This is a genomic window from Onishia taeanensis, from assembly GCF_900100755.1.
In the GTDB taxonomy this organism is placed as follows: domain Bacteria; phylum Pseudomonadota; class Gammaproteobacteria; order Pseudomonadales; family Halomonadaceae; genus Onishia; species Onishia taeanensis.
In genome coordinates this window covers 34,028-60,036 of record NZ_FNCI01000006.1, presented here as the reverse complement: position 1 = coordinate 60,036, position 26,009 = coordinate 34,028, and the positions used below count along the sequence as shown (strand labels likewise).

Here is a 26,009-nt window from a genome sequence, read left to right as displayed (position 1 = left end):
TCGTGCGCCATTGAATGATGTCTTTCAAATAACGTACGCCGCTCAATACAGCAGGTCGACCAACCCCAGCGAGATCCAGGGCATATAGGTAATGGCGATCAAGCAGGCCAGCACTACCAGCACAAAGCGCATCAGCCAGGGCAACAGCTGGTCGATCGACAGCTTGGCGACCGCACAGGCGGCGAACAGGTTGACGCCCAGCGGCGGCGTGAACATGCCGAGTGCCAGGTTGACCACCACGATCAGGCCGAAGTGCACCGGGTCGATGCCGTACTGGATGGCGATCGGCGTGAAGATCGGGGCCAGCACCAGGATCGCCGCCGAGGTCTCGATGAACATGCCGACGACCAGCAGCATCACGTTCACCGCCAGCAGGAAGGAGATCGGGCTATCGAAGACCTGGGTTACCCAACTCGCCACCTCGGCCGGTAGCCCCGAACGGCTGATCAGGAAACTGAACAGCGCCGCGGCCGCGATGATCAGCATCACCGCCGCCGTGGAAATCACGCTCTGCTTGAGGATCGGCACCAGCTCATCCATGTTCAGCTCGCGATAGACGAGCCCGCCGACGATCACGGCGTAGACCACCGCCACCGCGGATGCCTCGGTGGGCGTAAAGACGCCGCCGTAGATACCACCGATCACCACGACCGGCATCAGCATCGCCGCCCAGGCGCGCTTGAAGGCCGTGGGCAGATCATGGCGATCCTCACGGTCTCTCAGGCCATAGCCGCGGATCTTGCAGAAGAGATACAAAAACAGCAGCAGCGCACCGCCGATTAAAAGCCCAGGGCCGATACCGGCGATGAACAGTTTGCCGATCGAGGTATCGGTGCTGACGCCGTACAGAATCAGCGGGATCGAGGGCGGGATCAGCACCCCGAGCTCGGCCGACGAGGCCTGGATGGAGGCCGCCAGCGGCCGCGGGTAGTCGTGCTTGACCATCGCTGGAATCAGGATCGAGCCAATGGCGAAGGTCGTCGCCACGCTTGAGCCAGACACCGCGGCGAACATCATGCAGGTCAACACGCAGGTCATGGCCAGGCCACCCTGCACCCCGCCCACCATCGCCTTGGCCAGATCGACCAAGCGCCGGGAAATGCCACCGGCGGCCATCAGGTTGCCGGCAAGAATGAAGAAGGGAATCGCCATCAACGGAAAATTGTCGATGCCGACGAACATCTGCTGTGGCACCAGCAACAAAGGCAGGCGCGAGAAGAACTCGATGCCAATGATCGAGGCCAGCAGAATCGAGATGGCAATGGGCACCCCGAGGCTGAACAGGATGATCAACGACAGACCAATGGCCGCATTCATGAGCGCACCTCGTCTTGCGGATGGGTGTCAGGCGTGGGAGCGGCGACCTTGGGTGTCTCGCTTTCCTCGGGACCGATGGTCTCCCGACCGGTGATCTGAGCAAGCAGGCGCGCCAGCACGGCGATCAGCGCGAAGCCAGCCCCTACCGGCATGGCCGCATAGGCCCAGGCGATCGACACTTCCAGCCCGGAAAGCATTTGCGTCCGCACCCTCAGGGTCATGGACGTGCCGTACTGGATCAGCACCACGAACACGATCAGGCAGCACAGGGCCACGAAGACCTCGAGCCAGATCAGCCGACGGGCAGGCAGCAGCTTGTAGATGACCTCCACGGACATCATGAAGCCGCCACGGAAGCCGGCCGCCGCGCCTAGGAACACGCACCAGATCATCGATGAGCGGGAGATCACCTCCGACCAGGTCGAAGGCGCATCCAGCACGAAGCGAGTCACCACCTGGTAGAAGCCCAGGGTGACCGAGATGATCAGCATCGCGATCGCCGCCAGCAGGGCGATCCGGGTGGTCAGGCGCTCGAAGCGCAGGAAAAGCTCCACCATCACATCCACCATACTTTAGGGAGAATCCGGCGCCGGGCGGCGCCGGATCAGGGTGTCGCCAGCGTTAGCAGTCGCTGGCACGGATACGGTCGAGCATCTCGCTGCCGTACTGGTCGGTGTAGATCTGGTAGGCGGGCTTGACGGCTTCCTGGAACGGCGCCTTGTCGATGTCGGTCTCGACGGTCATGCCGTTTTCACGCAGCAGTTCCACGCCGTCACGCTCGAGGCGCGAGACTTCCTCGCGAGTGGCCTGGGCAGACGCCTGAGCGGCCTGTTCAAACCATCCCTGCTCTTCTTCGCTGAGGCCATCCATCAGCACCGGAGAGCCCAATACGATGGCCGGCGAGTAGACGTGGCCGGTCAACGACAGGTTATCCTGCACTTCCCAGAACTTGCTTGCCACGATCACCGTGATGGGATTCTCCTGGCCGTCCACGGTGCCCTGTTGCAGCGCCGTGAAGACCTCCGGGAAGGCCATTGGAGTCGGGTGCACGCCCATCTGCTCGAAGGCCGCCATATGCACCTTGTTCTCCATGGTGCGGATCTTCAGGCCCTCGGCGTCCTCCGGCGAGGTCACCGGGCGCTTGCTGTTGGTCATGTGACGGAAGCCGTTCTCCGACCAGGCAAGACCCACCAGATTATGCTCGCCCATCTTGTCGAGCAGATCCTGGCCGATCTCGCCGTCCAGCACGCAGCGCGCCTGATCGTAGTCCTTGAACAGGAACGGCAGGTCGAGCACGTAGGTCTGCGGTACGAAGTTGCCCAGCGGGCCCGTAGAGGTGATGACCACATCGACGGTGCCGATCTGCAGCCCCTCGATCATCGCCCGCTCGCCGCCCAGGGCGCCGGAAGGATGCTCGACCACCTCGAACTCGCCGTCGCTCAGGCGCTCTAGGGTTTCCTTGAAGGCATCCGCGCCCACCGAATAGTGGGAGCTGTCGGAGAGGGTATGCCCCAGGTTAATGGTCTGGGCCGCCTGGGCATTCATGGCGCCGAGCGCCAGGGCCGCGGTGGTAAGGCTGCCGATGGCAACGGACAGGCTGTGGCGTGCAAACTTGGCTTTCATTGTTATGACCTCTTGGGTTGCAGAGACACGCTGGGGTGTTCCTCGACGGAATCGAGGACTCAGTCACGCTCGCCGAGATAGCTCTCGACAATGTCGCGAAGGTTGGCATCGCCCTGGAAGCCGAGCTCCCGGGCACGTGCGTTGATAAAGCGAGCTGGCCAGCTGGCGACGATGGCCTCGATGCGCGGGTCCGGCTCATGGCGTACCCGGGCCAGGGCCGCCTCGCCCCCGGTCTCGCGCAGTGCCTCGAGCATCTCGGCGACGCTCACCGTGATGCCCGGCAGCATCAGCGCGCGGGAGGGGCCGAAGGCCTCGCCGGCCACCTCGGCACCGTGAATCAGCGCCTCGGTGACCCGGCGCGGCGACATCACGAATAGCTCCAGATCGGTGGGCACCGGGCAAACGGCATCCTCGCCGTTGAGCGGCTCGCGCAGGATGCTGGATGCGAAGCTCGAGGCCGCGGCATTGGGCCGCCCCGGGCGGATAACGATGGTTGGCAGACGCAGCACCCGGCCATCGACCAGGCCACGGCGGCTATAGTCGGTGATCAACAGCTCGCACATGGCCTTCTGGGTACCGTAGGAGCTTTGCGGCGTCAGCGCGGTCATGTCCTCGACCACATCCGGCAGATCACCGCCATAGACCGCCACCGAACTGGCCATGATCAGACGAGTGCTCGAGAGCTTGCGGGCTCGGCAACCTTCGAGCAGCGCCCGCGTGGCCTCGAAATTGACGGTGGTGCCCAAGTCCAGATCGGCCTCGGCGGCCGAGCTGACCACCGCCGCCAGATGGAAGATGACCTGCGGGTGCTCGTCGAGGCTTGCGTCCAGCGCACCGGGCGCGGCGATGTCGACGGCCCGAGCGACGCACTCGACACCTGCAATCTCGGGTGCGGGGGCCTCCACCTGATCGACCAGAGTCAGGCGCGAGAGCGGCTGACCGTCCAGCTCGCGGCAGGCGGCAAGGGCGTGAACGAGGCGTTGGCCGAGGAAACCGGCGGCACCGGTGATCAGAACGTGCATGGCAGCTACCTGGTTGTTGTATAAATCGTTGTTGTATAAGGCGTTGTTGTGTGAACTTTCGTGGTGCGAAATCGTGATCGTCGAGCACGCCGCTGTTTACCACACAGCGGGTTAGCGCCTGGCATTAGGCGCGCAGCCCGTAATCACGCCCCCAGGCCAGCCCTGCGCGGGTATCGCCGGCCGGCCGATATTCGCAGCCCACCCAGCCCTGATAGCCCAGGGCATCCAGGTGGGCGAGCACCGCCGGGTAATTCACCTCACCCAGGTCCGGCTCATGGCGCTCCGGCACCCCGGCGAGCTGCACGTGGCCGATATTCGGGAACTGCGCCTCCATGTTGCGGATCAGGTCACCCTCGACGATCTGGCAGTGATAGAGATCGAACTGCACCTTGAGATTGTCGGCACCGACCCGTTCGAGCACCTCGCGGGCCTGCCCCTGGCGCTGCAGGAAGAAGCCCGGCATGTCGCGGCCGTTGATCGGCTCGATCAGCAGGGTCTTGCCGACCTTCTCGAGCTCGCCCGCCGCGAAGCGTAGATTCTCGATATAGGTCGCCAGGTGCGCCTCTCGGGTCGCCGCATCGGCCCCTTCGGGCAGCAGGCCCGCCATGGCGTGCAGTCGCGGACAGTCCAGCGCCTGTGCATAGCGAATGCCCTCGACGACGCTATCGCGGAATTCGGCCTCGCGGCCGGGCAGACTCGCCAACCCCCGCTCGCCGGCGTCCCAGTCTCCCGGCGGCAGGTTGAACAGCACCTGGCTCAGGGCGTTGTCATCCAGCGCCGCGCGCAGTTCCCGGGCCTCGAAGGCATAGGGAAAGAGGTATTCGACGCCTTGAAAGCCCGCTGCGGCGGCGGCCGAGAAGCGCTCCATGAAGGCCTGTTCCGGAAACAGCATGCTGAGATTGGCGGCCAGTCGGATCATGTCGATTCCTGTTGTCTCGTTGTTATCTCGTCGTTATCACGATCGTGTCGCTCATTACGTCCACCGCAAGCAGCGGCGCATCGTGCTCTGTGTCAATCGCGGGGAAACCGCGCCTCCAACTCGGCCACCTGCTCATCGGTCAGGCCGCGAGGGTTCTGGCCACGCAGCAGCAGATAGAGCTTGGCGGTCTCTTCGAGCTCTTCGGTGGCATAGACCGCGGCTTCCAGTGACTTGCCGGCCACCACCGGGCCGTGATTGGCCAGCAGCACGGCGCTGTGCTTGCCGGCCAACCCCTTGACCGCATCGCCCAGCGCCGGGTCACCCGGCATGTGGTAGGGCACCAGCGGCAACCGCCCGACCCGCATAACGTAGTAGGCGGTCAGCGGCGGAATGCAGTCGCAGGGGTCCACCTCGGGCAGGCAGGAGACCGCCACCGAATGGGTCGAATGCAGGTGCACGATGGCCTCGGACTGAGGTCGCTCGCCGTACATGGCCATGTGCAGCACGCTTTCCTTGGTCGGCTTGGCGCCGTCTAGATGGCGGCCATCGCGGTCGAGCCGCGAGATGCGCGCCGGGTCGAGCCGCCCCAAGCAGGCGTTGGTGGGCGTCATCAGCCAGCCGCCGTCATCGAGGCGCACGCTGATATTGCCGCTGGAGCCCATGGTCAGGCCGCGATCGAACAGCGACTTGCCGTAGACGGCAATCTGCTCGCGCAAGCGGTTGTCGTCTCGGGTGCTCATGCGCCCACCTCTACCGCATTCGACTGCTCGATCAGGACGTCGAAGGCGCGGGTGAAGAAATCGACGCCGCCGAAATTGCCGGACTTGAGCGCCAGCGACAACGGCGCTTCGCGGCCAGCAAGCTGTGTCTGGGTCCAGGGCACGCCAGGATCGATCTGCTCGCCGATGCGCAGCTCGCCAACGCCCAGCGCCGACACCACCGCACCGGAGGTCTCACCACCGGCGACCAGCAGCTGCCCCACGCCTTCGGCGACCAGCGTCTGGGCGATGGTCGCCAGCGCCCGCTCGACCAGCTCGCCGGCCCGGGCCGCTCCCAGCGTCGCCTGAGCGGTTTCCACTGCCTGCGGCGCCGCCGAGGCATAGATCAGCACCGGGCCTTTAGCAGCGCCGAATAGCCGCGTACGGGCGAACTCGAGCGCATCGTCGATCGGTGCGTCGCCCTCGGCCAGCGCCAGCGGGTCCAGTGCCAGGCCTTCATGACGGCCGAGAAAATGTTCGACCTGGCCAAGCGTCGCCCGGGAGCAACTGCCGGAGAGCACCAGCGCCGCCCCGCTGGCCGGCGCCAGTCGCCCAGCGTTTTCCACCGGAGCCAGCCAGGCTTTCTGGCGATACTGCGCCGGCAGCGCCTGGCCGAGGCCGGAGCCACCGGTGACCAGCGGCATCTCGACCACGGCCGCGGCGATCACCTCGAGATCCGCTTCATCCAGGCTGTCGCAAATTACATGGCGAACCCCGGCCTGCTGCAACTCGGCGAGATGAGCGCTGGCCGCCGGCGCTCCCTTGGCAAGGGTCGCCCGATTGAGCAGGCCCACCCGATGCGATGTTTGACGAGCGAGCACTCGCACCAGGTCGGCGTCACGCATCGGGTTCAAGGGGTGATGCTGCATGCCGCTGTCGTTGAGCAAGCGGTCGCCAACGAACAGATGGCCCTGATAAACGGTGCGGCCATTGATCGGGAAAGCCGGCACCATCACCGTCTGCGGAAGCTCCTGCGCCTCTGGCTGAGCGGCACCCAGCCTCTCTAGCAAGGCATCGGCCACCGGGCCGATATTGCCGTCATCGGTGGAATCGAAGGTCGAGCAGTATTTGAAGAAGATCTGACGAGCGCCCTGAGCCTGAAGCCAGTCGAGGGCCGCCAGGGAGTCGCGGATGGCATCCGCCGCCGGGCAGGAGCGTGATTTCAGGGCTACCACCACCGCATCGATATCGTCCAGCGCCACGTCGGCACTCGGCACGCCGATCACCTGCAGGGTGCGCATGCCTGAGCGCACCAGGTTGTTGGCAAGGTCCGTGGCGCCGGTGAAATCATCGGCGATGGCGCCGAGCACGATCTGGGAGGCTTGCTCACGGCTCATGACAGCCCCTCCCCCGCGTCGCCGTCGTTGGCGGCCGGCAGATCGATGCCGGACAGGCGCTGGTAGACCTTGATCACCGCCGAGTCATCTTCGCGGCCGAAGCCCGCGCTGCTGGCGGCAGTGAACTGTTGCAGGGCGCTGCCCGCCACCGGCATGGAGAAGCGCAGCTCGCGGCCGGTCTGGTGCACGATGTTCAAATCCTTGACGAAGATGTCGACCGCCGAGAGCGGGGTGTAGTCGCCCTTGAGGATGTGAGGCACCCGGTTCTCGAACATCCAGGAGTTACCCGCCGAGTGGGTGATCACCTCATACAGCACCTCGGGGTCGATGCCCATGCGGATGCCCAGCGCCAGCGCCTCGGCGGCCGCGGCGATATGCACCCCGGCCAGATGCTGATTGACCAGTTTGACGCTGGAGCCCGGCCCCGGCGCACCGCCGAGGCGATAGACCTTGGCCGCCATGGCGTCGAGTGCCGCCTGACCCTTGGCGTAGGCGGTCTCGGCGCCGGAGGCCATCACCGACAGATCGCCGCTGCGCGCCTTGGCGGCACCGCCGCTGATCGGCGCGTCGAGCATCTCGAGGTTCAACGCCGCCAGCCGCTCACCGAGCGCCGTGGCATAGCTAGGGGCCACCGTGGCGCACTGAATCACCAGGCTGCCCGGCGCCAGACTCGCGGCCAGAGCCGCCTCACCCGAAGCCGGGGCATCGAAGAGCACACTCTCGACCTGCTCCGCATTGACCACCACCAGCACTACCACGCGGCACTCGGCAGCAAGCTCGGCGGGAGTGGACACGCAGCGCCCCCCCCTTGCCTCGAAGATCTCGCGGGCCTTGGCCGAAATATCGCAGCCAATGACCGGCAGACCGGCTTCGAGCATGGCCGTGGCCGAGCCGAGACCCATGGCACCAAGGCCGACGACACCGATGGATGAGGCGTTTTGTGAGGACACGGAAGACTCCTAGCTGAGTGGATCATGAGCGAATATGGCGCTCGCCTGGCGGGACCGAAGTGGCACTGAATGGCCGCCGAGTACCGCTGGCGATGCGCTAATGTTAGCGCTACCATTCATTCTTAGAGTAGGATTCAAGTCAGAGCAAGACGCAGCGCACAAAGCGAGACCAATGTCTAAGCACACGCCTCGCCCAAGATAGCCGCCCTCGTGTGTGGCCGTATCGAAGGCTAGAATCCGGCCGGAAAGCGCACAGCGGTCGAGAACACGGCGAGGGACGACCGGTCAGCAAAGGCGCCGTCGGACAGTCAGCAAGCAGTCAGGGACTGATCACAGGAGGGAAAGCCCATGGGGGGCGACAAACAGCGGCGCAATCGCAAGAGTGTCATGCAGCCGACGCTTGCTGACGTGGCGCGGGAGGCCGGCGTTTCAGCCATCACCGTCTCCCGGGTGCTCAACTCACCGCAGGCGGTACGTCCTGCCACGCGAGCCACCGTCGAGGCCGCCATCGACAAGGTGGGCTATGTGCGCAACATGCTGGCCGGCAGCCTGGCCTCGGCCAACTCCCGCTTCATTGCGGTGATCGTGCCATCGCTTGCCAATATCGTCTTCGTCGAGGTGATCGCCGGCCTGCAGGCGGAGTTCGAGCGCCACGGCTACCAGATCCTGCTGGGCAACACCGACTACGACCTGGACCGGGAATGCGAGCTGGTGCGTACCTTTCTCGGCTGGTCTTCCTCGGCACTGGTCGTGACCGGCCTGCGCCATAGCGAGGCCTGCCAGCGCGTGCTCGAGCACTGGGAGCACCCGGTTGCCGAAATCATGGAACTTGGCGAGACCCGCGACCTGAACATTGGGCTCGATCATGCCGAAGCCGGGCGCTGCATGGCGAAACACCTGCTCGGGCGCGGTCATCGCCAGATCGTCTATGTGGCGGCGCAGCTGGAACGCGACTATCGTGCCGGCCTGCGTTTTGCGGGACACCGCGAGGTACTGGAAGAACAGGGGCTATCGGCACCGCTGCTGGATCTGGAGCATCTTGGCCAATTCGAGACCGGCGCCCAGGCGCTGGAAGAGGTGCTCACCCATCACCCAGAGGCCACGGCAATCCACTTCGCCAACGATGACCTGGCCACCGGCGCCATCCTGCACGCCCAGCGTCAGGGCATCCGGGTACCCGAAGAGATCGCCATCGCCGGCTTCAACGGCCTGCCGATCGGCCAACGCATCACCCCGCGACTGACCACCATCCTCTCACCCCGCGAGACCATTGGCCGCGAGGCCGCCCGCCGGGTGATAGCCAGGCTCCAGGGCGCCGATCGCACCCCCGAACAGCACGACGTCGGCTTCGAGCTACTGGCCGGCGAAAGCACCTGAGTTCATGAGCCAGCACTCGGCGCCGCCGGCCTGGCCATGGATAGATCACCGCGCCGCTACCAGTGCCGGCCGCTGACGGCACTTAGGCCCACGTCGCCCTGTTCGACGCTCAGCAATATCGGCAGCGGCTCATTTGGAAAGGCGAGTTCGGTGATCACCAGCCTGCCGTCATCGATGAATAGCTCCGCCGAGCAGCGGTCGCGCAGCAGCTGACAGGCGATGCGCTGCCCGGCGGGCAAATGATAGTGGCTGCGGTGAGGGAAGTGCTCGCTAAGCGCGTCCGCTTGGCTGGCTTCAGGATCACGCGGCGCAGCGCGCTCAACACTCACGACGAGGCCCGTGTCCAGATATTCCAGCCGATAGACCAGGCTGTCGTCGCCGAAGGGTCGAAGCACCACGGCAGCGCCCGGTGCGAGATCGAGCCGGAATTCGGCCAAGGCGGCTTCGGCCTCGCCGAGCTCCAGTACGCTACCGGGCGCCGGCCGACGCGGCACCACAACCGCATCGAGGGCCAGGGCGCTATCGCGAACCCGGTCCGGAATCGCCTGGCGCAGCACGAGGCCCTCGCCTTGCTCGTCACGCGTCAGGTTAAGCGCCCGGGGAATCGTCATCGCGCCGCGCCAGTCACCGGTCGGTGTCTGATGGGCGTATAGCCAGTTGCTCATCCAGCCGATCACCAGTCGCTCGCCGGGATGATCCGACCAGCTCTGGGCGGCATAGCAGTCGGCGCCGTGATCGAACCAGGTCACCGTCTCAGACGCCTGTTGAGGCGTGAAGCGAATGCCGTCGAAGTCACCGATGAACACCTGGGTGCCGGAGCCTCCGGCAGGGCCGCACTGCTGCACGCCGACCATCAACACCCAGCGCTCCTCCAAGCTCCCGGCGCCAGCGTCACGATCCGTGCCTTCATCCCCCTGCTGACCGACGCCGGCTTGGCCCTCTACCGGCAACGGGAAGAGGTCCGGGCATTCCCAGGCCAGGTCGTCATGCGCACCGTAACCGGCACCAAAGGTGGAGACCTTCTCCCAGTCCGCGCCTCCCTGGGTGCGATAGATGCCGAGCGTCTGCCCCTCGGTAAGGATCATCACCCAGTGCGCGCTTTCGGCATGCCAGAACACCTTGGGATCGCGAAAGTCCTGAAGCCCCGGATTGTCGAGAATCGCCGCATCGCGCGCCTGCCAGGTACGGCCGCCATCGCGGCTGGCGGCCATCGCTTGGGACTGATGGCCAAGCTCGGGGGAAGCGCCCGGTACATGCCGAGTGAAGAAGGCCACCAGGGGCGTGAGCATGTCGGCACGCAGGGTGCCGCACTCTGCCTTGCGTGGCGCCGTGGTGATCTCGCATTCCGGCACGAAGGCATGCTGCCAGTCGACCACCGCGCTGCCCGAAAAGCACATGCCGTGTTCATCGGGGGTGAGCGCCACCGGCCGATGGGTCCAGTGCACCAGGTCGCCGCTGCTGGCATGCCCCCAGTGCATCGGCCCCCAGACGGTGTCATGCGGATAATACTGATAGAAGAGATGGTACTGCCCGGCGTGATGTACCAGCCCGTTGGGGTCGTTCATCCAGCCCTTGGGCGGCGTGAAGTGCAACAGCGGACGAAATTCCGGCGAGGTGGAGGCGGCATCGGTCATAAGGAACTCGCGGCGCTAATAGCGGTGAACGAAAGGTCGAAGAGAGAAAGGGCGACGACAGAAAACGCGTACCCTACCACCTTGGCTCGCCGGGCCAATAGCTATCAGCCCGGATGGCCTATCGTTGCTCGTCGATTTCCCAAGCCGGCGTTGGCGATGCTGGCGACGGCTCGCCCTGTTCTTCGGCGGGAGCTCTCACTTCCCGCGACGCGTCGTCATCCACCGGGGCCGCTCCTGCTTCTACACTTGACGATGATTCTAACTCAGTCTCTGTATCGCCATCGGCCGCCTCGTCACGGACCTTGTCGGCATTTTCATCGCCGCTGTCCATGCCACCTTCCATGCCACCGGGCTCCAGCTCCAGGCGCGCCCGCTCGGTAAGCTCTCGCGGCAACTCCTTCTTCACCGCCACGCCAAGCTCACGAAACTCGTTGGTCTGCTTGATCAGGTTGCCCTTGCCAGCGCTCAACTGGTTCATGGCGCGGTCAAAGCTCAACCGAGCCCCGTCGAGTTTCTTGCCGACGTCTTCCATGCTGTTGAGGAAGACGCGCAGCTTGTCGTAGAACTTCTCGGCGCGGCTGGCAAGCTCGGCCGAATGGCGACTCTGATCCTCGAAGCGCCATAGCTGGCGCACGATATTGAGGCTGGTCAGCAGCGTGGTCGGGGTGGCCACCAGCACGTTATTTTCGATGGCACGCTGATAGAGGCTCTCGTCGTGCTTGAGCGCCTCGACGTAGGCGGACTCGACGGGAATGAACATCACCACCACTTCCGGCGAGTTGAGCCCCGGCAGGTCATAGTAGTGGCGGTCGGAAAGCTCGGTGATGCGGTCGCCCACCGCTTTGCAGTGCTCGGCAAGTGCCTGGTATCTCTCGCCGTCGCTATCACCGTTCACATAGCGGGTATAGGCAGCAAGCGAGGTCTTGGCGTCGATCACCAGATGCTTCTGCTGGGGCAGGTAGACGATGGCATCCGGCCGGCGACGCCCATCCTCGGTGGTAAAGCTGACCTCGCGATCATAGTCCTTACCCCGGCGCAGGCCGGCGCCGTCCAGCACGTTCTCGAGCATCAGCTCGCCCCAGTTGCCCTGGATTTTCTTCTGACCCTGCAGGGCGTTGGTCAGTTTGTCGGCCTGGTCGGTGATCGCCTGGTTCAGGCTCTGCAAGTGCTTGAGCTCGGTGCGCAGCTGCACGCGCTGCTCGCTCTCCTGCTGGTGGATGGACTCCACCTTCTCGCGAAAGCCCTTCATCTCACTCTGAATCGGCTGCAGCAGGCCGGTCAGACGCTGCTGCGACATGTCCGAGAAGGCCTTGCCCTTACGCTCGAGGATCTCGTTGGCCAGGTTCTCGAACTCCTGCTTCAACTGATCGCGACTCTCCTTGACCAGCGTGAGTTGCTCATCGAAGTGCTGCTGCTTCTGGGCGAGGGTGCTGGTCAGCTCGCCATGGGTGGTCTTCAGGTTGGCAAGCTCGTCGGCCAGCGTCTCGCGAGCGGCCTTCTCGCGCTCCCACCAGGCCTGATAGTTGACCAGCGACGCCTGCTTCTCGTCACGCTGAGTACTTGCCGAGCGCAGGTTCTCGCGCAGGTCGGCGACCTTCTCCTGGCTATCTTCGAGCGCCTGTTCGAGCTTGACGCGCTGCGACTCGGCCCGCTCGAGGCGCTGCTCACGCTCGGCCAGCCGCTCATGGAAACCATCCGACAGCGCCGTCTGATGCTCCCGCAGGCGAGCCAGCGACTCGGTCAGGGTCGCCTTCTCTTCGCCGAGCGCCTGAGCCCGTTCGCGGGCCTCGCCAAGCGCATCGGTCAGCCGTTCGACGTCTTGCTCGCGGGCGGCGAGCCCATCGCGCAGGCTTGAAAGCTCGGTCTCCAGACGCGCCCTGGCAAGCTCGGCCTGGGAGAAAGCCTCGGCCTTCTCGGCCAGCGTCTTATCACGCTCAGCAAGCATGGCGTCACGGGCGTCGAGCGTCTCCGTCTGGCGGGCCAAGGCCTCGCGCAGCGACTCAGCCTGCGCGTCTGCCTCGGCGTGAGCGTGCTTGAGCGCCTCACGATGGCGTCGACGGGCCAGCCAAGCAGCCGATAACGCCCCCAACACGAAAGCCGCCACGGCCGCCAGCGCGGCCATCATTATGGGATCAAGCGTCATGCATCAGTCCTTGTGTTCGGCGTGGCCGATGGCCTGTGTCTGGCATCAACCGGCCTTACTGCACCGTTTCCTGCTCGCTGAAGCGGTCGGCAAAGAGCGCGGAGCTCAGATAACGCTCGGCGCTGTCGGGCAGCACCACGACGATATTCTTGCCGCGATGTTCGGGCTGCTGGCCGATACGCACGGCGGCGGCCACGGCGGCCCCGCAGGAGGTGCCGCAGAGAATGCCTTCTTCCAGCATCAGGCGGTGGGCCATGGCCATGGCCTCTTCGTTGCTGACCTGCTCGACCTGGTCGATCATCTCGAGATCGAGGTTTTTAGGCACGAAGCCAGCGCCGATCCCCTGAATCTTGTGTGGCGCGGGGGCCAGCGGCTCGCCGGCCAGGGTCTGGCTGATGATAGGTGAGTCAGTGGGCTCGACGGCCACGCTATGAATCGCCTTGCCCTGGGTCTTTTTGATATAGCGCGAGACGCCCGTCAGGGTCCCGCCGGTGCCGACCCCAGCGACGAACACGTCCACTGCGCCGTCGGTGTCGTTCCAGATCTCGGGGCCGGTGGTGGTCTCATGGATGCGCGGGTTGGCCGGGTTATTGAACTGCTGGGGCATGAAATAGCGCGCCGGTTCAGACGCGGCGATTTCCTCGGCCTTGGCGATGGCCCCCGGCATGCCCTTGGCGGGCTCGGTCAGCACCAGCTCGGCGCCCAGCGCCTTGAGCACCTGGCGCCGCTCGAGGCTCATCGACGCCGGCATGGTCAGCATCACCTTGTAACCGCGAGCGGCAGCGGCGAAGGCCAGCGCGATACCGGTATTGCCGCTGGTCGGCTCGATGATGGTCATGTCCGGCGTGAGCAGGCCACGCTCCTCGGCGTCCCAGATCATGGCCGCACCGACCCGACACTTCACCGAATAGGCCGGGTTGCGGCCCTCGATCTTGGCCCAGATGGTCGCGCCCGCGTTGACCCGGTTAAGACGCACCAGCGGGGTATTACCGATGGACAGCGAGTTGTCGTCGTGGATATTGGCCATGAATATGTCCCTGCGGGTCTATGTATGAAATCGAATGTTGGCCGATCATAGCACCGGCTAGGGGTTGTCCGAATAGCCAGGCATGCACGCGTCGACGAAGACGCGGTAATCCTGGGCGACGCAGTCGGCATAGGTCACCGCCAGGGTGCTGACCACCTCGATGAACGGCTCCAGGCGTCCATCGAGTCGCTCGCAGACGTTGCGCGCAAAGCGCGCCGGGTCGTCCTGGTTTAGCGCACGGGCGCCGCGCAGGTGTTCGCGGGCAAGAATCCGTCCCCACTGCTTGACCAGTTGGCGATAGGGCTTGGCGCCGTCGAGTTTGTGGGTAGGAAAGTCTTCCTTGAACGGTGAGCGCTCGCGCACCGAAAACACTCTGTCGCCCAGATGCAGCCAGCCCAGATAGATGTCGGGATGCTCGGCGATAGCGCTGAAGGCGGCGGCATGGCGGGTACCTTCGTGAGGGAAAGCCGCCCTCCAGGCACGCTTCTCGGCGGCATTCATCTTGCGCCAGCCTTCGGGGGTCGTCTGCTGCTTCACATCGAGGATGACGTCGTCGTGCTCATGCTTGTGCTCGAGCCTGCGCCCGCCTTCGATCAGCACGTAGTAGCGCTCGAGTCCCAGCGAGCCGGTACCGGCGTCGAGACGCCGCGCCATGTCCTTGATCCGAAAGTGATCTTCCTCGGCCTGGGCGCGCGCTCCGCTCAGGGTGTTGCAATACTCCTCCTCGATGGCCTTGCGCAGCTGGCTACTCAGGTGCGCGGGCAACCGGGCCAGCTTCTCGGGGCGCTCTTCGACGGCAAAGCGGCGTCCGTCCTCGTCGAGAGTGGTCCACTTGTCGAGCATCTTGGCCCGGCTCTCCTTACGCGTCACCTTCTCGAGGAAAGGCGCCAGGGGGCCCTTGGCGGTCTCTAGGGTCACGGCCATCGGCGCCTCGCCGCGCACATGGCCGGCCAGTTCGTCATGATAGCTTTCGAGCAGTTTTTTCAATGCCTTGCGGATGCCCTTGCGGGAAAGGCCGACATTTTCGCGGGCGTCGAGCACCAGGCTGATGGCTAGCCGCCAGAGATCGTACTGATAGTCGCCGATCAGGGCGTCGTCGAAGTCATCCATGCCGTAGCGCACCGCATCGTCGTGGTGGCCATAGGCGCCGAAGTTGTAGGCATGGGCATCGCCCTGCAGCCAGGTCTGGGTTTCGGGCAGGCCGCCGAACAGCGCGAAGCGCCAATCGTGCCAGACATCGTCCCAGTAGAGGTGGTTGGTGCCGCGAAAGAAGCGATACGGCGACTGTGCCAGCTTGGCGAACTTGGCCTCCCGGTCGGCATCGGAAAGGCTGGCGTTGGCGGCGTCGATGGCATCGAGCACCTGCTGGGGTCGGTTATGGCGCGTCAGGGGCTGCGGCATGCGGCGTGTCTCCTCGATAAGGGGCAGTAGCCATGAGAGCGGCCTGTCCCTTCATGGTAGAGGCGGATGAGGTTCGATGATATGGCACCAAGAAGAGCGGTCGCGAAGATGTCACCGAAAGGGCTAGCAGGGTATGATCACGACATTACGCTTCGATCTTGTGACATCCCTAGAAGGCACCCGTCATGCCACGTTTCCGTCTGTGCGCCCTGCCGCTGATTGCCGGCCTCCTGCTGGCGATGCTGCTCCCTGGCTGTACCATCAACACCTACCCGGATGGCCACCGCGAGACCGTGCTCGGCGCACCCGGCGACGCAACGCCTACCCCCTACTCACCGGGCGTGATTCTCGACGAGACAGGTGAACCGCGAGCGATTTCCGACGCACCTCGCTGACCCCTCTGTCTCGATGGCGCCCAGAACGACGCAGGGCGCGGCTAAATCGCATGGATATTCGACTCTGAAACACTGCACTCGGCACACGACAGGCCACTAGCCGGCCTGCCCACAAGGAAACGTCATGGAATGGACCCCTGCGATGCTCTGGCTCGCCGCCGCCCTGGCGCTCGGCCTGGCCGAGCTGACATCCGGCGCGCTGCTGCTGCTGGCACTCGCCATCGCCGCCGCACTGACCGCCGCGACCACCGCCCTCCTCGGGCTACCCCTTAGTGGGCAGTTGCTCGCCATGGGCGTGCTGTCCGGGGTGCTGGTGCCCCTGACCATCAAGGTGATCCGGCCACGCTTCTCGCCCAAGGGCGTGGCCTATGGCACCACCGGCACCGGTGCCCAGCAGGGGCGCCATTATCTGACGCTGGATCGCGACTTCGATGGCGCCAGCGGCCTCAAGATAAACGGTGACTTCTACCGCCTGCGCGTTGCCGACAGCAGCACCACTCGTCTGCCGCCAGGTACCGACGTCATCTTCAAGGAATTCGATGGCACCACCGCCATCGTCACGCTGGCATCCGCCGGCACACCATCACAGGAGCAGTGAAAATGGAATTTCCGTTGAGCCCAGGACTTATTCTCAGTCTGATCGTGGTCGTCATGGGTATCGTGATCATCGCCAAGGGGCTGGTCATCGTCCGTCAGTCCGAGGTCATGGTCATCGAGCGCTTGGGCTCGTTCCACCGAGTCCTTGAGAGCGGCATCAATATCATCATCCCCTTCATCGAGCAGCCCCGTGCCATCACCATGATCCGCTACAAGAAGATGGGAGAAGAGTATCTGCCGCTGACCAGCGACGAAATTCGCATCGACCGCCGTGAAACGGTCATGGACTTCCCCGGCCAGCCGGTGGTTACCACCGACAACGTCACCGTGACCATTAACGGCGCTCTCTACTATCAGATCATCGATCCCAAGCGGGCGGTCTACGAAGTCGAGAACATGAGCCAGGCCGTCGAAGTGCTGGCCAAGACCACCCTGCGTTCGGTGGTCGGCAAGATGGAACTCGACAAGCTGTTCGAGTCCCGTGCCGAGGTCAACAACGAGATCCAGGCGTCGATGGAAGAGCCTGCCTCCAAGTGGGGCGTGAAGATTTCCCGGGTAGAGGTGCAGGACATCGCCATGCCCGAAGAGGTCGAGTCCGCCATGCGTCTGCAAATGGCCGCCGAGCGTAAGCGCCGTGCCACCGTCACCGAGGCCGAGGGCGAGAAGTCCGCCGCCATCGCCATGGCCCAAGGTCAGCGGGAGTCGGCGATCCTCAACGCCGAAGGCGACAAGGAATCCGCCATTCTGCGCGCCCAGGGCGAGCAGGAATCGATCAAGCTGGTACTCAACGCCATCGGCGAGAGCGAAGAGAACAAGCGCACCGTAGTGGGATATCTGCTCGGCCAGAGCTACATCAAGGCTCTGCCGACCATGGCCAAGGAAGGCGAGCGGGTCTTCGTGCCCTACGAATCCTCGGCGCTGCTTGGTTCGATGGGCATGTTCCGCGAAATGGCCGGCTCCCCGGAAGACAGCGTGCGCCAGCACCTCAACGACAATGCCAGCCAATCCGGGCTGCGCAGCGGCATGCTAGGCGGGGCCAGCAGCGCCTCCTGAGCCCTGTTCGATAGCAGCAACCTCCTAGTCTGCTTATCGCTCGTATAGAAGATCGTGCGCCTCGCCTCATTCAGGCGACAGGCGCACGATCTGCCCCTGACGCCCGCCGTTTTCCGCTCACATCGACAAGCTCGATGATGCCAGCCTCGACCTCCCCCACCATTGGCCAGACAGCTCGTTGAAGACGCACGGCGCCGTTTGAAAAAACACAGCGAATAAGCGCCAGTAAAAAGGACTTTTGTAGATTGCCCCAAGTGGATAATTGCAGCCTTTTTCCAATTGTCATGTTATGTCTGTATAAGTAACCCGACACTACGTCATGCCCAAGGCGAGACAGCAGTACAGCCCACCCCTTCCTGAGAAGACGGCACGCCTATGCCCGAAAGTGAACAGGGACGCCTCGATGCCACCAAGTTGCTGTCAGCCTTGGCCGATAGCGCAGGGTACATGGCTGACCAATCCCGCTTCACTGAGGGCGTAAAGCATCTGCTGGCCCTGATTGGCGCCGCCACCGGCGGCAGCCGGGTCTGGGTGTTTCAACTGATCGAGCTCAGTGACGATGCCATCGTTCAGGACTATGTCTTCGAATGGAATGCCACAAGCCACTATCAGCAGAGCAATCAACGGCGTTTTCGGTTTTTTTCCACGCTCTTCGACGACCCTCAATACCAGCAATTGATTGACCAACGCCTGAAGGGCCAAGGTCAAAGCATGGTCACGCACGAGCTGACGCCGGGGTCTTTGCGTACCAACTTGGAAAGTCAGGGCATCCTTTCCATGGCAACCGTGCCGATCCGCTTCAATGGCAAGTGGTGGGGCACCCTGGGAATCGACGACTGCCAGAGGGCGCTGCGCTGGGAAGGAAGCGGACTCCAGGTATTGACCATCGCCGCCGAGCTGATCGCCTCAGGGCTTTATCGCCAGCAGTTGAATAGCCGCTCCCTGCAGCTCGAGCTGCTGCACCGGGTGACCGATTGCGGCGTCTGGGAGATCGACCTGGTCTGCGGCGAGCTTTACTGCTCCCAGGGCCTACGGCGGATCCTCAACTATCCGGCGACCTATCCCCATATTCCTCTGCGACGCTTATTGGCTTGCGTGGTGGCAGAGGATCGACCGCCGCTATTCAAGCGCCTGCGCGAGGCGCTACAAGCCAAGGCCAGTGATTGGCGACAAGACGCCAGAGTGCGAGTCGCTGGCGGTGCGCTTCGCTGGAGCGAAATCGTTGCCGAAATCAGCTATGACGATAAGGGCCGCCCGCTGAGTATCGCCGGGCTGCTGATCGACATCAGCCACCGCAAGCACCAGGAACAGCAGGCGCTAACGGCCTCCAATCATGATGCCCTGACCGAACTGCTCAACCGTCGCGGCCTGGAACAGCACTTCGAGCATCTTGCCCAGCGCCCCAGCACCAAAAAAGGCGACAAGCGCTGGCCCTATCTATTGCTGATGGATATCGATCATTTCAAGCGGGTCAACGACCAACACGGCCACCCTGCAGGCGATGCCCTGCTGTGTCTAATGGCGCGACGCATTCAACAGGTGCTGCGCCGGCAGGACAGCTTCGCCCGCATCGGCGGTGAAGAGTTCGCCGTCCTGCTCGATCAAGTGACGCCCGACCAGGCAATCGAGCTTGGCGAACGCATTCGTCATGTCATCGATCAGCATCCCTTCTGCCTGACGATCCCCGATTCCCATCAAAAGATCGAGCTGCACGTTACCCTCAGCCTTGGGCTGGTAGCGCTTCCCGACAGCGACGACCCCTATGACTGCCAGGCCATTGCCATCGCCCGAGCCGACCGGGCGCTGTATGCCGCCAAGCATCATGGCCGCAACCGCATGGTGGTGTACGACAGTGCCTCCTCTATAGCCTGAGCAATCCAAGTGCGAGTGCCCTTAACTACCGGCCATGCCGCCATATTGTCGCCTGCCCACGACTCGCTGCGACAACACGTCCCATAGCCGCGCTGGGCGATGACATGATCGTGCTTTATTCTTAATGAGCTGAGCTAGCGCGCGGCATCGCGCCTGAGTCCGATTCTCCCTCTCACACCGGATACCCGCTCTCTTGCCAAGGCCTGCCCGACACGCCTACGCCCGCCGCCCGCACGGCGACACCGGGCCCCGGATAAGACCCGATCGCCGCCTGGCCTGGCTGGCGCTGGTCGCCATGCTGCTAATATTCGTCGGCCCGTTGATCAGCCAGTCGCAGCGCCTGCTCGAGCATGAACGGGCCGTTATGCCCATGGCTCAGGCTCATGTTCATTCGACGAGCATGGCTGAGACCGAGGAGCACTCAGCGCATGGCGGGGCATGCCACCACGCCGATGCTCTGGCCGCCTGCGGCTATTGCCTGCTGTTCGCCCACACCCCGGGGCTTACGCCGACGCTGGCGCTGCTGGCAGCGACACCAGCCCCCTCCCATGCCCGGCCGTTGGCCAGCACCCAACTGCCGCATGGAGAAACCGACCATCCGGCGTTCGCGCCCCGTGCCCCGCCGCTCCCTCTGATGTCGTGAGCCACTCCCCCTGATGCAAGACGGCTCCGGTCGTCTTGCCAACAGGCCTGTGCCCTGCCGCTATCGCAGGGTGCTGCTTCACCCATCAGAGATACCCCATGACCGAACACGCAACCGCGCCACCCCGTACCGCCAGCATCCTCAAGGCGCTGATCATCCGCCTGCATGGCTATATCGGCCTAATGGTCGGCCCCTTCATTCTGTTCGCCGCCCTGACCGGCACTCTCTACGCGCTGACGCCGGCCCTCGAGCAGGCGATCTATCACCAGGCCTTGACCACCGACCCGACGCAAAGCACAGCCGATGCCGCCCCCGCGCCGCTGGCAGAGCAGATCGCCGTGGCCCAAGCCTATCTGGGGGATGACCGCGCCCCCAGCGCCATCCGTCCCGCTCCCGAACCCGGCACCACCACCCGGGTGATGTTCAACGATCCAAGCCTCAAGGGCAGCGAACATCGCGCCATCTTCATCGACCCAACGAGCCTTGTCGTGCGCGGCGACATGACGGTCTACGGCACCAGCGGCGTGCTGCCGCTGCGACGCATCATCGACCAGCTGCACCGCAACCTGTTGCAGGGCGATATCGGCCGGCTCTACAGCGAACTGGCCGCGTCCTGGCTGTGGCTCGCGGCGCTGGGCGGGCTTGCCATCTGGGCCTTTTCGCCAAGCCCCAGGGTCGACGCAGGCAAGCAGACCCGGACGGCCAAGCGCCTGCGCACCCGCCGACGTCACAGCCTGCTGGGGCTCGTGCTGCTGATAGGCCTGCTTGCCCTCTCGGCCACCGGCATGACCTGGTCCAAATGGGCAGGCGCCAACTTCTTTACCCTGCTCAAGGCCGGCGGCTGGGGCACGCCCCGGGTATCGCTCGAGCTGGGCGCGCCCAGCGCCACGAATGCTCACGCCGACCATCAGGCATCGCACACCCAGAGCGCCCTGTCGAATGTGGGCGATGCCGACCGGGTGCTGGCCGCGGCCCGTCAGGCAGGCCTGGATGCCGGCAAGATCGAGCTCCGTGTGCCCGGCCCTGAGCAGGCATGGAAGGTGCGAGAAATTGACCGCGCCTGGCCCTCGCAGGTCGACGAGGTCGCCATCCATCCGCAGAGCTTTGCAGTGCTCGATCAGGTGCGCTTCGGCGATTATCCGCTGCCGGCCAAGCTGACCCGCTGGGGCATCGATGCCCACATGGGCGTGCTGTTCGGCCTGCCCAACCAACTCATGTTAGCCGCGCTGGGGATCGGCATCATCGTCATGGTGAGCTGGGGATACGCGATGTGGTGGCGCCGCCGTCAGCCAAACGCCGGTCAGGCCCTGTGGCCGCTACTGCGCCGCCTGCCACCGGCCACGCTGATCGTGATGGGCGCTACCGCCCTGGGGCTGGGCATCGCCATGCCGGTGATGGGCGTGAGCCTGCTCATACTGCTAGGCATCGACGGTCTGCGTGCTAACAGACACGCGATGGAAAGCACGGCCATCAGCGATTCGCGCTAGGCGAAACTGCCTTCTAGCTTCAGCCCTCAGCCGCCAGGTCGACACCGAAGCGGCTGAGCTGCATTTCCTGCAGGCGACTCAGGCTACGCCGGAAGGGAAAGGCCAGGTGCCCCTTGGAGTAAAGCGCTTCGAGGGGCACCTGGGCGGCGAGGTAGAGAGGAATGCCGCGGTCGTAGCACTCATCGACCAGGGCAATGAAGCGGCGCACGCCGTCATCCTGAGGTGAAAGCGCCGGTAGCGACCGGTCGCCCGCTTCGACTCGCTCTACGCCGTCCTCGGTGCCGCGGGCGATGCGCGCGGCCTCCGGCTCCCCGCTAAGGCTCGGCACCCCGTCCAGCAGGATGGCCCGAAAGCGGTCACAGAGGCCGATGAAATCCAGCGCCGATAGCGGCTGCTCGCAAAGCGCAGCGTAAGAACACCAGAGCACGTCTTTCCCTTGCCGCTTCACTTCGATTTCACGGTGCCCCAGGCTGATGGGCTCACTGGTGGTCGCTTGCCCTGAGGCCAACTCATCGAAGACCGCAGGCAGCGGGCTCGGCGCTCCTGGCTCGACTATCCAGTAACGTTTGCGGGCCTCGCCCGGATGCTGGCGATGGTCCTGACCGCCGTCGAGGTGAATCACCTTCAGATGCTGCTTGAGGGCAGCGACGGCCGGTAGGAAACGCTCGCGATTGAAGCCGTCGGCATAAAGCTGGTCAGGCGCCTGGTTGGAGGTGGTCACCAGCGCCACTCGTTGCTCGAACAGCGCGATCAGCACCCCGCCCAGCAGCATGGCATCGGCGATGTCGTTGACGTAGAGCTCATCCAGGCACAGCACCCGCACCTCGTCAGCCAGTTCGGCCGCCAGCCGCCCCAACGGGTCGGAGGTGCCCATCAGTTGGAACTGACGCTGGTGCACCCAGCGCATGAAGTGATGAAAATGCTGGCGACGCACCGGCACCTCGAGCGAGGCAACGAACCGATCCATCAGCCAGGTCTTGCCGCGCCCCACCGGCCCCCAGAGGTAGAGCCCCCTGACGCGTTCTGGGCCAGAGGGCGCTTGCTCGTCTTCTGTCCCCTTGGCGCAGGCTCCGTGCAGCGCCCGGGCACAGGCGTCCAGCGCCTCGACGGCTTGACGCTGGGCAGCATCCTCGACGAAGCCGTGCTCGAGGGCATGCTCGTAGGCGTCAAGGGGCGAAATAGTCATCGGCGGTGCCTGCGCAGTAAGATGTCGTAGTAAAAAAAGATCGAAAGAGCCTTTACTGTGCCAGCCTCACGGCAGGCTAGAAAGCGGCGCACTAAAACCTGCTGGCGTCGGGGCAGGATAAAAAACGCCCCCGCCGGCCAGGAAGGCCGACGAGGGCATGATGTTGCCAGTCACCAAGGTGCAGCGACCTATCCCAGCTGGAACGGATATACCGAGCCGATCTTGAGAAGCTGGGTCAGCTCGTCCAGGGCGGTCAGGGTCTCGACGGCAAGCTGCGGGTCGGCCAGATCCTCCACCGCTAGGCGATCGCGATAGTGCTTCTCCACCCAGGCGGTGAGATCGGCGTAGAGGCCATCGTTGAGCAGCACTCGACCGGTCACGGCGCTACGCTCGGCATCGGACAGCGCCACGCGCAGGCGCAGGCAGGCAGGGCCACCGCCGTTGCGCATGCTCTGTTTGACGTCCTTGACCAGCACCTCGTTGATCGGGTTCGCGCCAGCGATCAGCAGATCCTGAATGGTGCGCCACACTGCCTCGTTCTCCTGACACTCGCCGGGCACCACCAGGGTCATCGAACCGTCCGGGTTCGAAAGCAGCTGCGAGTTGAACAGATACGAGCCCACGGCATCCTCGAGGCTGACAGCCTCTTCCGGCACCCGCACCGGGATCAAGGGCGTGGCCATCTTGGCGCGCAGTTCGTCCAGGGTGCCTTCCTCGTCGCGGAAGGCCTTGGCGTGGTAGAGCAGCACCGGGCCGTTGCCCACCGCGATCACGTCGTTGTGGAAAACGCCACCGTCGATGGCCTCTGGATGCTGCTGGGCGAATACCGTCTGGGCGTCAGTCAGGCCATGCTGGCGGGCCACCGCTTGGCTGGCCTCCAGCGTCTGGCGGGCAGGGTAACGCTTGGGCTCGATGCCATCACCGCCGAAGGCCTGGCGGCCGTAAACGAACAAGTGCACGCCAGGCTCGCCGTAGGCACCGCACAGGCGGGTGTGGTTGGCCGCGCCCTCATCGGAGAACGCAGGAGTGGCGGGCAGCACCGGATGGTGGGCGAAGTAGCCCTCGTTCTCGAAGATCGCCGCCAGCACCCGACCCGTGGTCTGCGGCTCCAGGTAGCGGTGGAAGCTCGACTGAAGATTGGCCGGGGTGAAGTGCACACGGCCATCCGGGGCATCGACGCTCGGCGTCACGGTGCCGGCGTTGGCGGTCCACATGCTGGAGGCCGAGCAGACCGCACGCAGGATCTGCGGCGCCTCCTTGGCGGCCCGGGCCAGCACTTCGCCGTCGCTGCCGGAGAAACCCAGCGCCCGCAGCGCACCGAGGTCCGGGCGCTGCTGGGGCGGCAGCACGCCCTGGGCATAGCCCGCATCCATCAGCGACTTCATCTTGCCAAGGCCTTGCAGGGCCCCTTCCCGAGGGTTGGAGACCAGGCCACCGTGGCTCATCGAGGCCACATTGCCGTGAGCCAGCCCCGAGTAGTTATGGGTCGGCCCGACCAGGCCATCGAAGTTCACTTCCCGCACGTCGCTAATGGTCTGGCTCATAGCACCACCCCCGCCGGCAGGGTCTCGGGCAGCACCAGGCTCTCGGCCTCCATGGAGGCGACCGGGTAGGCGCAGTAGTCGGCAGTGGTCTTGTATGAGCGCACTGGGAGTGCCTTGGCCACCGATACCATCCTTTGCTGAATCACAGGCTCACTCATAGCACCACCCCCGCCGGCAGGGTCTCGGGCAGTACCAGGCTCTCGGCCTCCATGGAGGCGACCGGGTAGGCGCAGTAGTCGGCAGCATAGTAGGCACTAGGGCGGTGGTTACCGCTGTCGCCCACCCCGCCGAAGGGCGCGTCACCGGAGGCGCCGGTGGTCTGGCGGTTCCAGTTGACGATGCCGGCGCGAATCCGCAGCAGGAAGTCGTCCCAGTCGGCCCGCTTGCCCCCGATCAGCCCGGCGGAGAGGCCGTAGCGAGTATCGTTGGCCAGGGCGATCGCCTCGTCCCAATCGGCGTAGCGGTAAACCTTGAGCAACGGACCGAAGTGCTCCTCGTCCGGCACCGCGATGCCCGTGACATCGACCAATGCCGGCGACAGCAGGCTGGTGCCCTCTTCCAGGCGGCGCATGCGCGAAAGCACGCTGCCGCCCATGGCTTCCAGGTCATCCTGAGCCTTGAGCAGGCCATCGGCCGCCTCGCGGCTGACCAGGCCTCCGTAGAAGGGCGCGTCCTCGCTGAACTGGCCGGCCACCCGCAGCTTGGCGATGGCCGAGACCAACGCTTCGATCAGGCGATCACCCACCGGGCCTTCCGGCACGATCAGGCGACGCGCGCAGGTGCAGCGCTGGCCGCCGGAAAGGAACGCAGACTGCAGGATGGCCAGCACCGCGGCGCGCTCATCCGGCACGTCCTTGACCACCAGCGGATTGTTGCCGCCAAGCTCCAGCGCCAGGATCTTGTCGAGCTGGCCGGCGAACTGGCGCTGCAGGATGCCGCCAACCTTGGCGCTGCCGGTGAACAGCAGGCCGTCGATGCCGGGATGGGCGGAGAGCGCCTGGCCGACCGGGGCGGCGCCCTGGACCAGATTGATCACGCCGTCCGGCAGGCCGGCCTCTCGCCAGCACTGCAGGGTCAGATCGGCGGTCAGCGGCGTCTGCTCGCTGGGCTTGAAAACCACGGTATTGCCGGCCAGCAGCGCCGGCACCATGTGACCGTTGGGCAGGTGGCCGGGGAAGTTGTAGGGGCCAAACACGGCAAGCACGCCATGCGGGCGATGGCGCAGCACCGCCTGGGTGCCGTTGACGTCCTTACTGCGCTCGCCGGTGCGCTCGTGATAGGCGGCCACCGACAGCGCCACCTTGCCGATCATGGCGCCGACTTCGGTACGCGCTTCCCAGAGCGGCTTGCCGGTTTCCTGGGCGATGGCGGTAGCCAGCACCTCACGGCGGCCATCGAGCACGTCGCGGAAGCGCTCGACCAGCGCCTGGCGCTCGGCGAAGGGGGTACGAGCCCAGGCCGGGAAGGCGCCACGGGCGGCCTCGACCGCGGCCCCGACCTGCTCGGCACTGGCGCTGCTGCCCTGCCACAGGGTGTCATGAGACACCGGGTCGGTCTTGACGAAGCCCTCGGCCTCACCGGGAAGCCAGGTAGCGCCGATCAGGAGTTGCTGCTTGGCGTGCATGGAATCTCTCCTTGCGCGCGGCGGGACCGCCGCGCCTGCGAAGTGGGTGGCCAACCGGATAGCGCGGCGCTGCCGTGACGTCCGGTCGCGAATTGTTGTG

23 protein-coding genes are annotated in these 26,009 nt (G+C 64.8%); 7 read left to right on the top strand and 16 right to left on the bottom strand.

What is annotated here, in order from left to right:
* Positions 1 to 42: 42 nt before the first annotated feature.
* From BLR71_RS09730 to ltnD, 8 genes are all read right to left on the bottom strand, one after another.
* Positions 43 to 1,317, bottom strand: coding sequence for a TRAP transporter large permease (locus tag BLR71_RS09730; protein WP_092525549.1), 1,275 nt, complete (start codon positions 1,315 to 1,317; stop codon positions 43 to 45).
* Entirely contained in the window at positions 1,314 to 1,874 is a 561-nt protein-coding gene (locus tag BLR71_RS09725) for a TRAP transporter small permease (RefSeq protein WP_092525763.1), read from the bottom strand. The genes BLR71_RS09730 and BLR71_RS09725 overlap by 4 nt, the downstream gene beginning before the upstream one ends.
* 64 nt (positions 1,875 to 1,938) lie before the next feature.
* On the bottom strand, positions 1,939 to 2,940 hold the full coding sequence (locus BLR71_RS09720) for a TRAP transporter substrate-binding protein (RefSeq protein ID WP_092525547.1): 1,002 nt from the start codon (positions 2,938 to 2,940) through the stop codon (positions 1,939 to 1,941).
* A 59-nt stretch (positions 2,941 to 2,999) separates the two neighbouring features.
* Positions 3,000 to 3,962 carry a D-erythronate dehydrogenase gene (denD, locus tag BLR71_RS09715; protein WP_092525545.1) on the bottom strand — a complete coding sequence of 321 codons (963 nt, stop codon included), beginning with the start codon at positions 3,960 to 3,962 and terminating at the stop codon, positions 3,000 to 3,002.
* Positions 3,963 to 4,086: 124 nt separating this feature from the next.
* A complete protein-coding gene (gene otnI / locus BLR71_RS09710) occupies positions 4,087 to 4,881 on the bottom strand; it encodes a 2-oxo-tetronate isomerase (RefSeq protein ID WP_092525543.1) in 795 nt (264 codons plus the stop codon).
* Positions 4,882 to 4,973: 92 nt separating this feature from the next.
* Positions 4,974 to 5,621, bottom strand: coding sequence for a 3-oxo-tetronate 4-phosphate decarboxylase (gene otnC / locus BLR71_RS09705; protein ID WP_092525541.1), 648 nt, complete (start codon positions 5,619 to 5,621; stop codon positions 4,974 to 4,976).
* A complete protein-coding gene (gene otnK / locus BLR71_RS09700) occupies positions 5,618 to 6,976 on the bottom strand; it encodes a 3-oxo-tetronate kinase (protein WP_092525539.1) in 1,359 nt (452 codons plus the stop codon). The genes otnC and otnK overlap by 4 nt, the downstream gene beginning before the upstream one ends.
* Positions 6,973 to 7,926, bottom strand: coding sequence for an L-threonate dehydrogenase (gene ltnD, locus BLR71_RS09695; protein WP_281241766.1), 954 nt, complete (start codon positions 7,924 to 7,926; stop codon positions 6,973 to 6,975). Before ltnD ends, otnK begins: the two co-directional genes overlap by 4 nt.
* Positions 7,927 to 8,274: 348 nt before the next feature.
* On the opposite strand from ltnD, the gene BLR71_RS09690 reads away from it, so the two are divergent.
* Positions 8,275 to 9,303 carry a LacI family DNA-binding transcriptional regulator gene (locus BLR71_RS09690; RefSeq protein ID WP_092525537.1) on the top strand — a complete coding sequence of 343 codons (1,029 nt, stop codon included), beginning with the start codon at positions 8,275 to 8,277 and terminating at the stop codon, positions 9,301 to 9,303.
* 56 nt (positions 9,304 to 9,359) lie between these two features.
* Here the strand turns inward: BLR71_RS09690 and BLR71_RS09685 are convergent, their stop codons facing one another.
* The 4 genes from BLR71_RS09685 to BLR71_RS09670 form a co-directional block, all read right to left on the bottom strand.
* Positions 9,360 to 10,937, bottom strand: coding sequence for a glycoside hydrolase family 32 protein (locus tag BLR71_RS09685; protein WP_092525535.1), 1,578 nt, complete (start codon positions 10,935 to 10,937; stop codon positions 9,360 to 9,362).
* 118 nt (positions 10,938 to 11,055) lie between these two features.
* Positions 11,056 to 13,080, bottom strand: coding sequence for a DNA recombination protein RmuC (locus BLR71_RS09680; protein ID WP_245696404.1), 2,025 nt, complete (start codon positions 13,078 to 13,080; stop codon positions 11,056 to 11,058).
* A 55-nt stretch (positions 13,081 to 13,135) separates the two neighbouring features.
* Entirely contained in the window at positions 13,136 to 14,107 is a 972-nt protein-coding gene (gene cysK / locus BLR71_RS09675; protein ID WP_092525533.1) for a cysteine synthase A, read from the bottom strand.
* A gap of 57 nt (positions 14,108 to 14,164) precedes the next feature.
* Positions 14,165 to 15,508: a DUF2252 domain-containing protein gene (locus tag BLR71_RS09670; protein WP_092525531.1), complete on the bottom strand. Its 1,344-nt coding sequence runs from the start codon at positions 15,506 to 15,508 to the stop codon at positions 14,165 to 14,167.
* 185 nt (positions 15,509 to 15,693) lie between these two features.
* Between BLR71_RS09670 and BLR71_RS09665 the strand changes: the two genes are divergently transcribed.
* The 6 genes from BLR71_RS09665 (at position 15,694) to BLR71_RS09640 (ending at position 21,555) form a co-directional block, all read left to right on the top strand.
* Complete coding sequence (locus BLR71_RS09665; RefSeq protein WP_092525529.1) at positions 15,694 to 15,903, top strand: hypothetical protein; 210 nt, start codon at positions 15,694 to 15,696, stop codon at positions 15,901 to 15,903.
* A 124-nt stretch (positions 15,904 to 16,027) separates the two neighbouring features.
* Positions 16,028 to 16,501, top strand: coding sequence for an NfeD family protein (locus BLR71_RS09660; RefSeq protein ID WP_092525527.1), 474 nt, complete (start codon positions 16,028 to 16,030; stop codon positions 16,499 to 16,501).
* Between the two features lie 2 nt (positions 16,502 to 16,503).
* Positions 16,504 to 17,553, top strand: coding sequence for an SPFH domain-containing protein (locus BLR71_RS09655; protein WP_092525525.1), 1,050 nt, complete (start codon positions 16,504 to 16,506; stop codon positions 17,551 to 17,553).
* A gap of 447 nt (positions 17,554 to 18,000) precedes the next feature.
* Positions 18,001 to 19,425 (top strand): sensor domain-containing diguanylate cyclase, encoded by a 1,425-nt coding sequence (locus tag BLR71_RS09650; RefSeq protein WP_175491647.1) that lies wholly within the window; start codon positions 18,001 to 18,003, stop codon positions 19,423 to 19,425.
* A gap of 193 nt (positions 19,426 to 19,618) precedes the next feature.
* The gene (locus BLR71_RS09645; protein WP_281241765.1) at positions 19,619 to 20,068 is read left to right on the top strand and encodes a DUF2946 domain-containing protein; all 450 of its coding nucleotides are present in this window, start codon (positions 19,619 to 19,621) and stop codon (positions 20,066 to 20,068) included.
* Positions 20,069 to 20,166: 98 nt separating this feature from the next.
* Positions 20,167 to 21,555: a PepSY-associated TM helix domain-containing protein gene (locus tag BLR71_RS09640; protein ID WP_092525519.1), complete on the top strand. Its 1,389-nt coding sequence runs from the start codon at positions 20,167 to 20,169 to the stop codon at positions 21,553 to 21,555.
* Positions 21,556 to 21,574: 19 nt separating this feature from the next.
* Here BLR71_RS09640 and zapE read toward each other — a convergent pair whose 3' ends face one another.
* The 4 genes from zapE to astD form a co-directional block, all read right to left on the bottom strand.
* Entirely contained in the window at positions 21,575 to 22,741 is a 1,167-nt protein-coding gene (zapE, locus tag BLR71_RS09635; RefSeq protein WP_092525517.1) for a cell division protein ZapE, read from the bottom strand.
* 188 nt (positions 22,742 to 22,929) lie between these two features.
* A complete protein-coding gene (gene astB, locus BLR71_RS09630; protein ID WP_092525515.1) occupies positions 22,930 to 24,285 on the bottom strand; it encodes an N-succinylarginine dihydrolase in 1,356 nt (451 codons plus the stop codon).
* Complete coding sequence (locus BLR71_RS18005) at positions 24,282 to 24,407, bottom strand: hypothetical protein (RefSeq protein WP_281241764.1); 126 nt, start codon at positions 24,405 to 24,407, stop codon at positions 24,282 to 24,284. Before BLR71_RS18005 ends, astB begins: the two co-directional genes overlap by 4 nt.
* Positions 24,408 to 24,439: 32 nt before the next feature.
* The gene (gene astD / locus BLR71_RS09625) at positions 24,440 to 25,909 is read right to left on the bottom strand and encodes a succinylglutamate-semialdehyde dehydrogenase (protein ID WP_092525513.1); all 1,470 of its coding nucleotides are present in this window, start codon (positions 25,907 to 25,909) and stop codon (positions 24,440 to 24,442) included.
* Positions 25,910 to 26,009 lie beyond the last annotated feature (100 nt).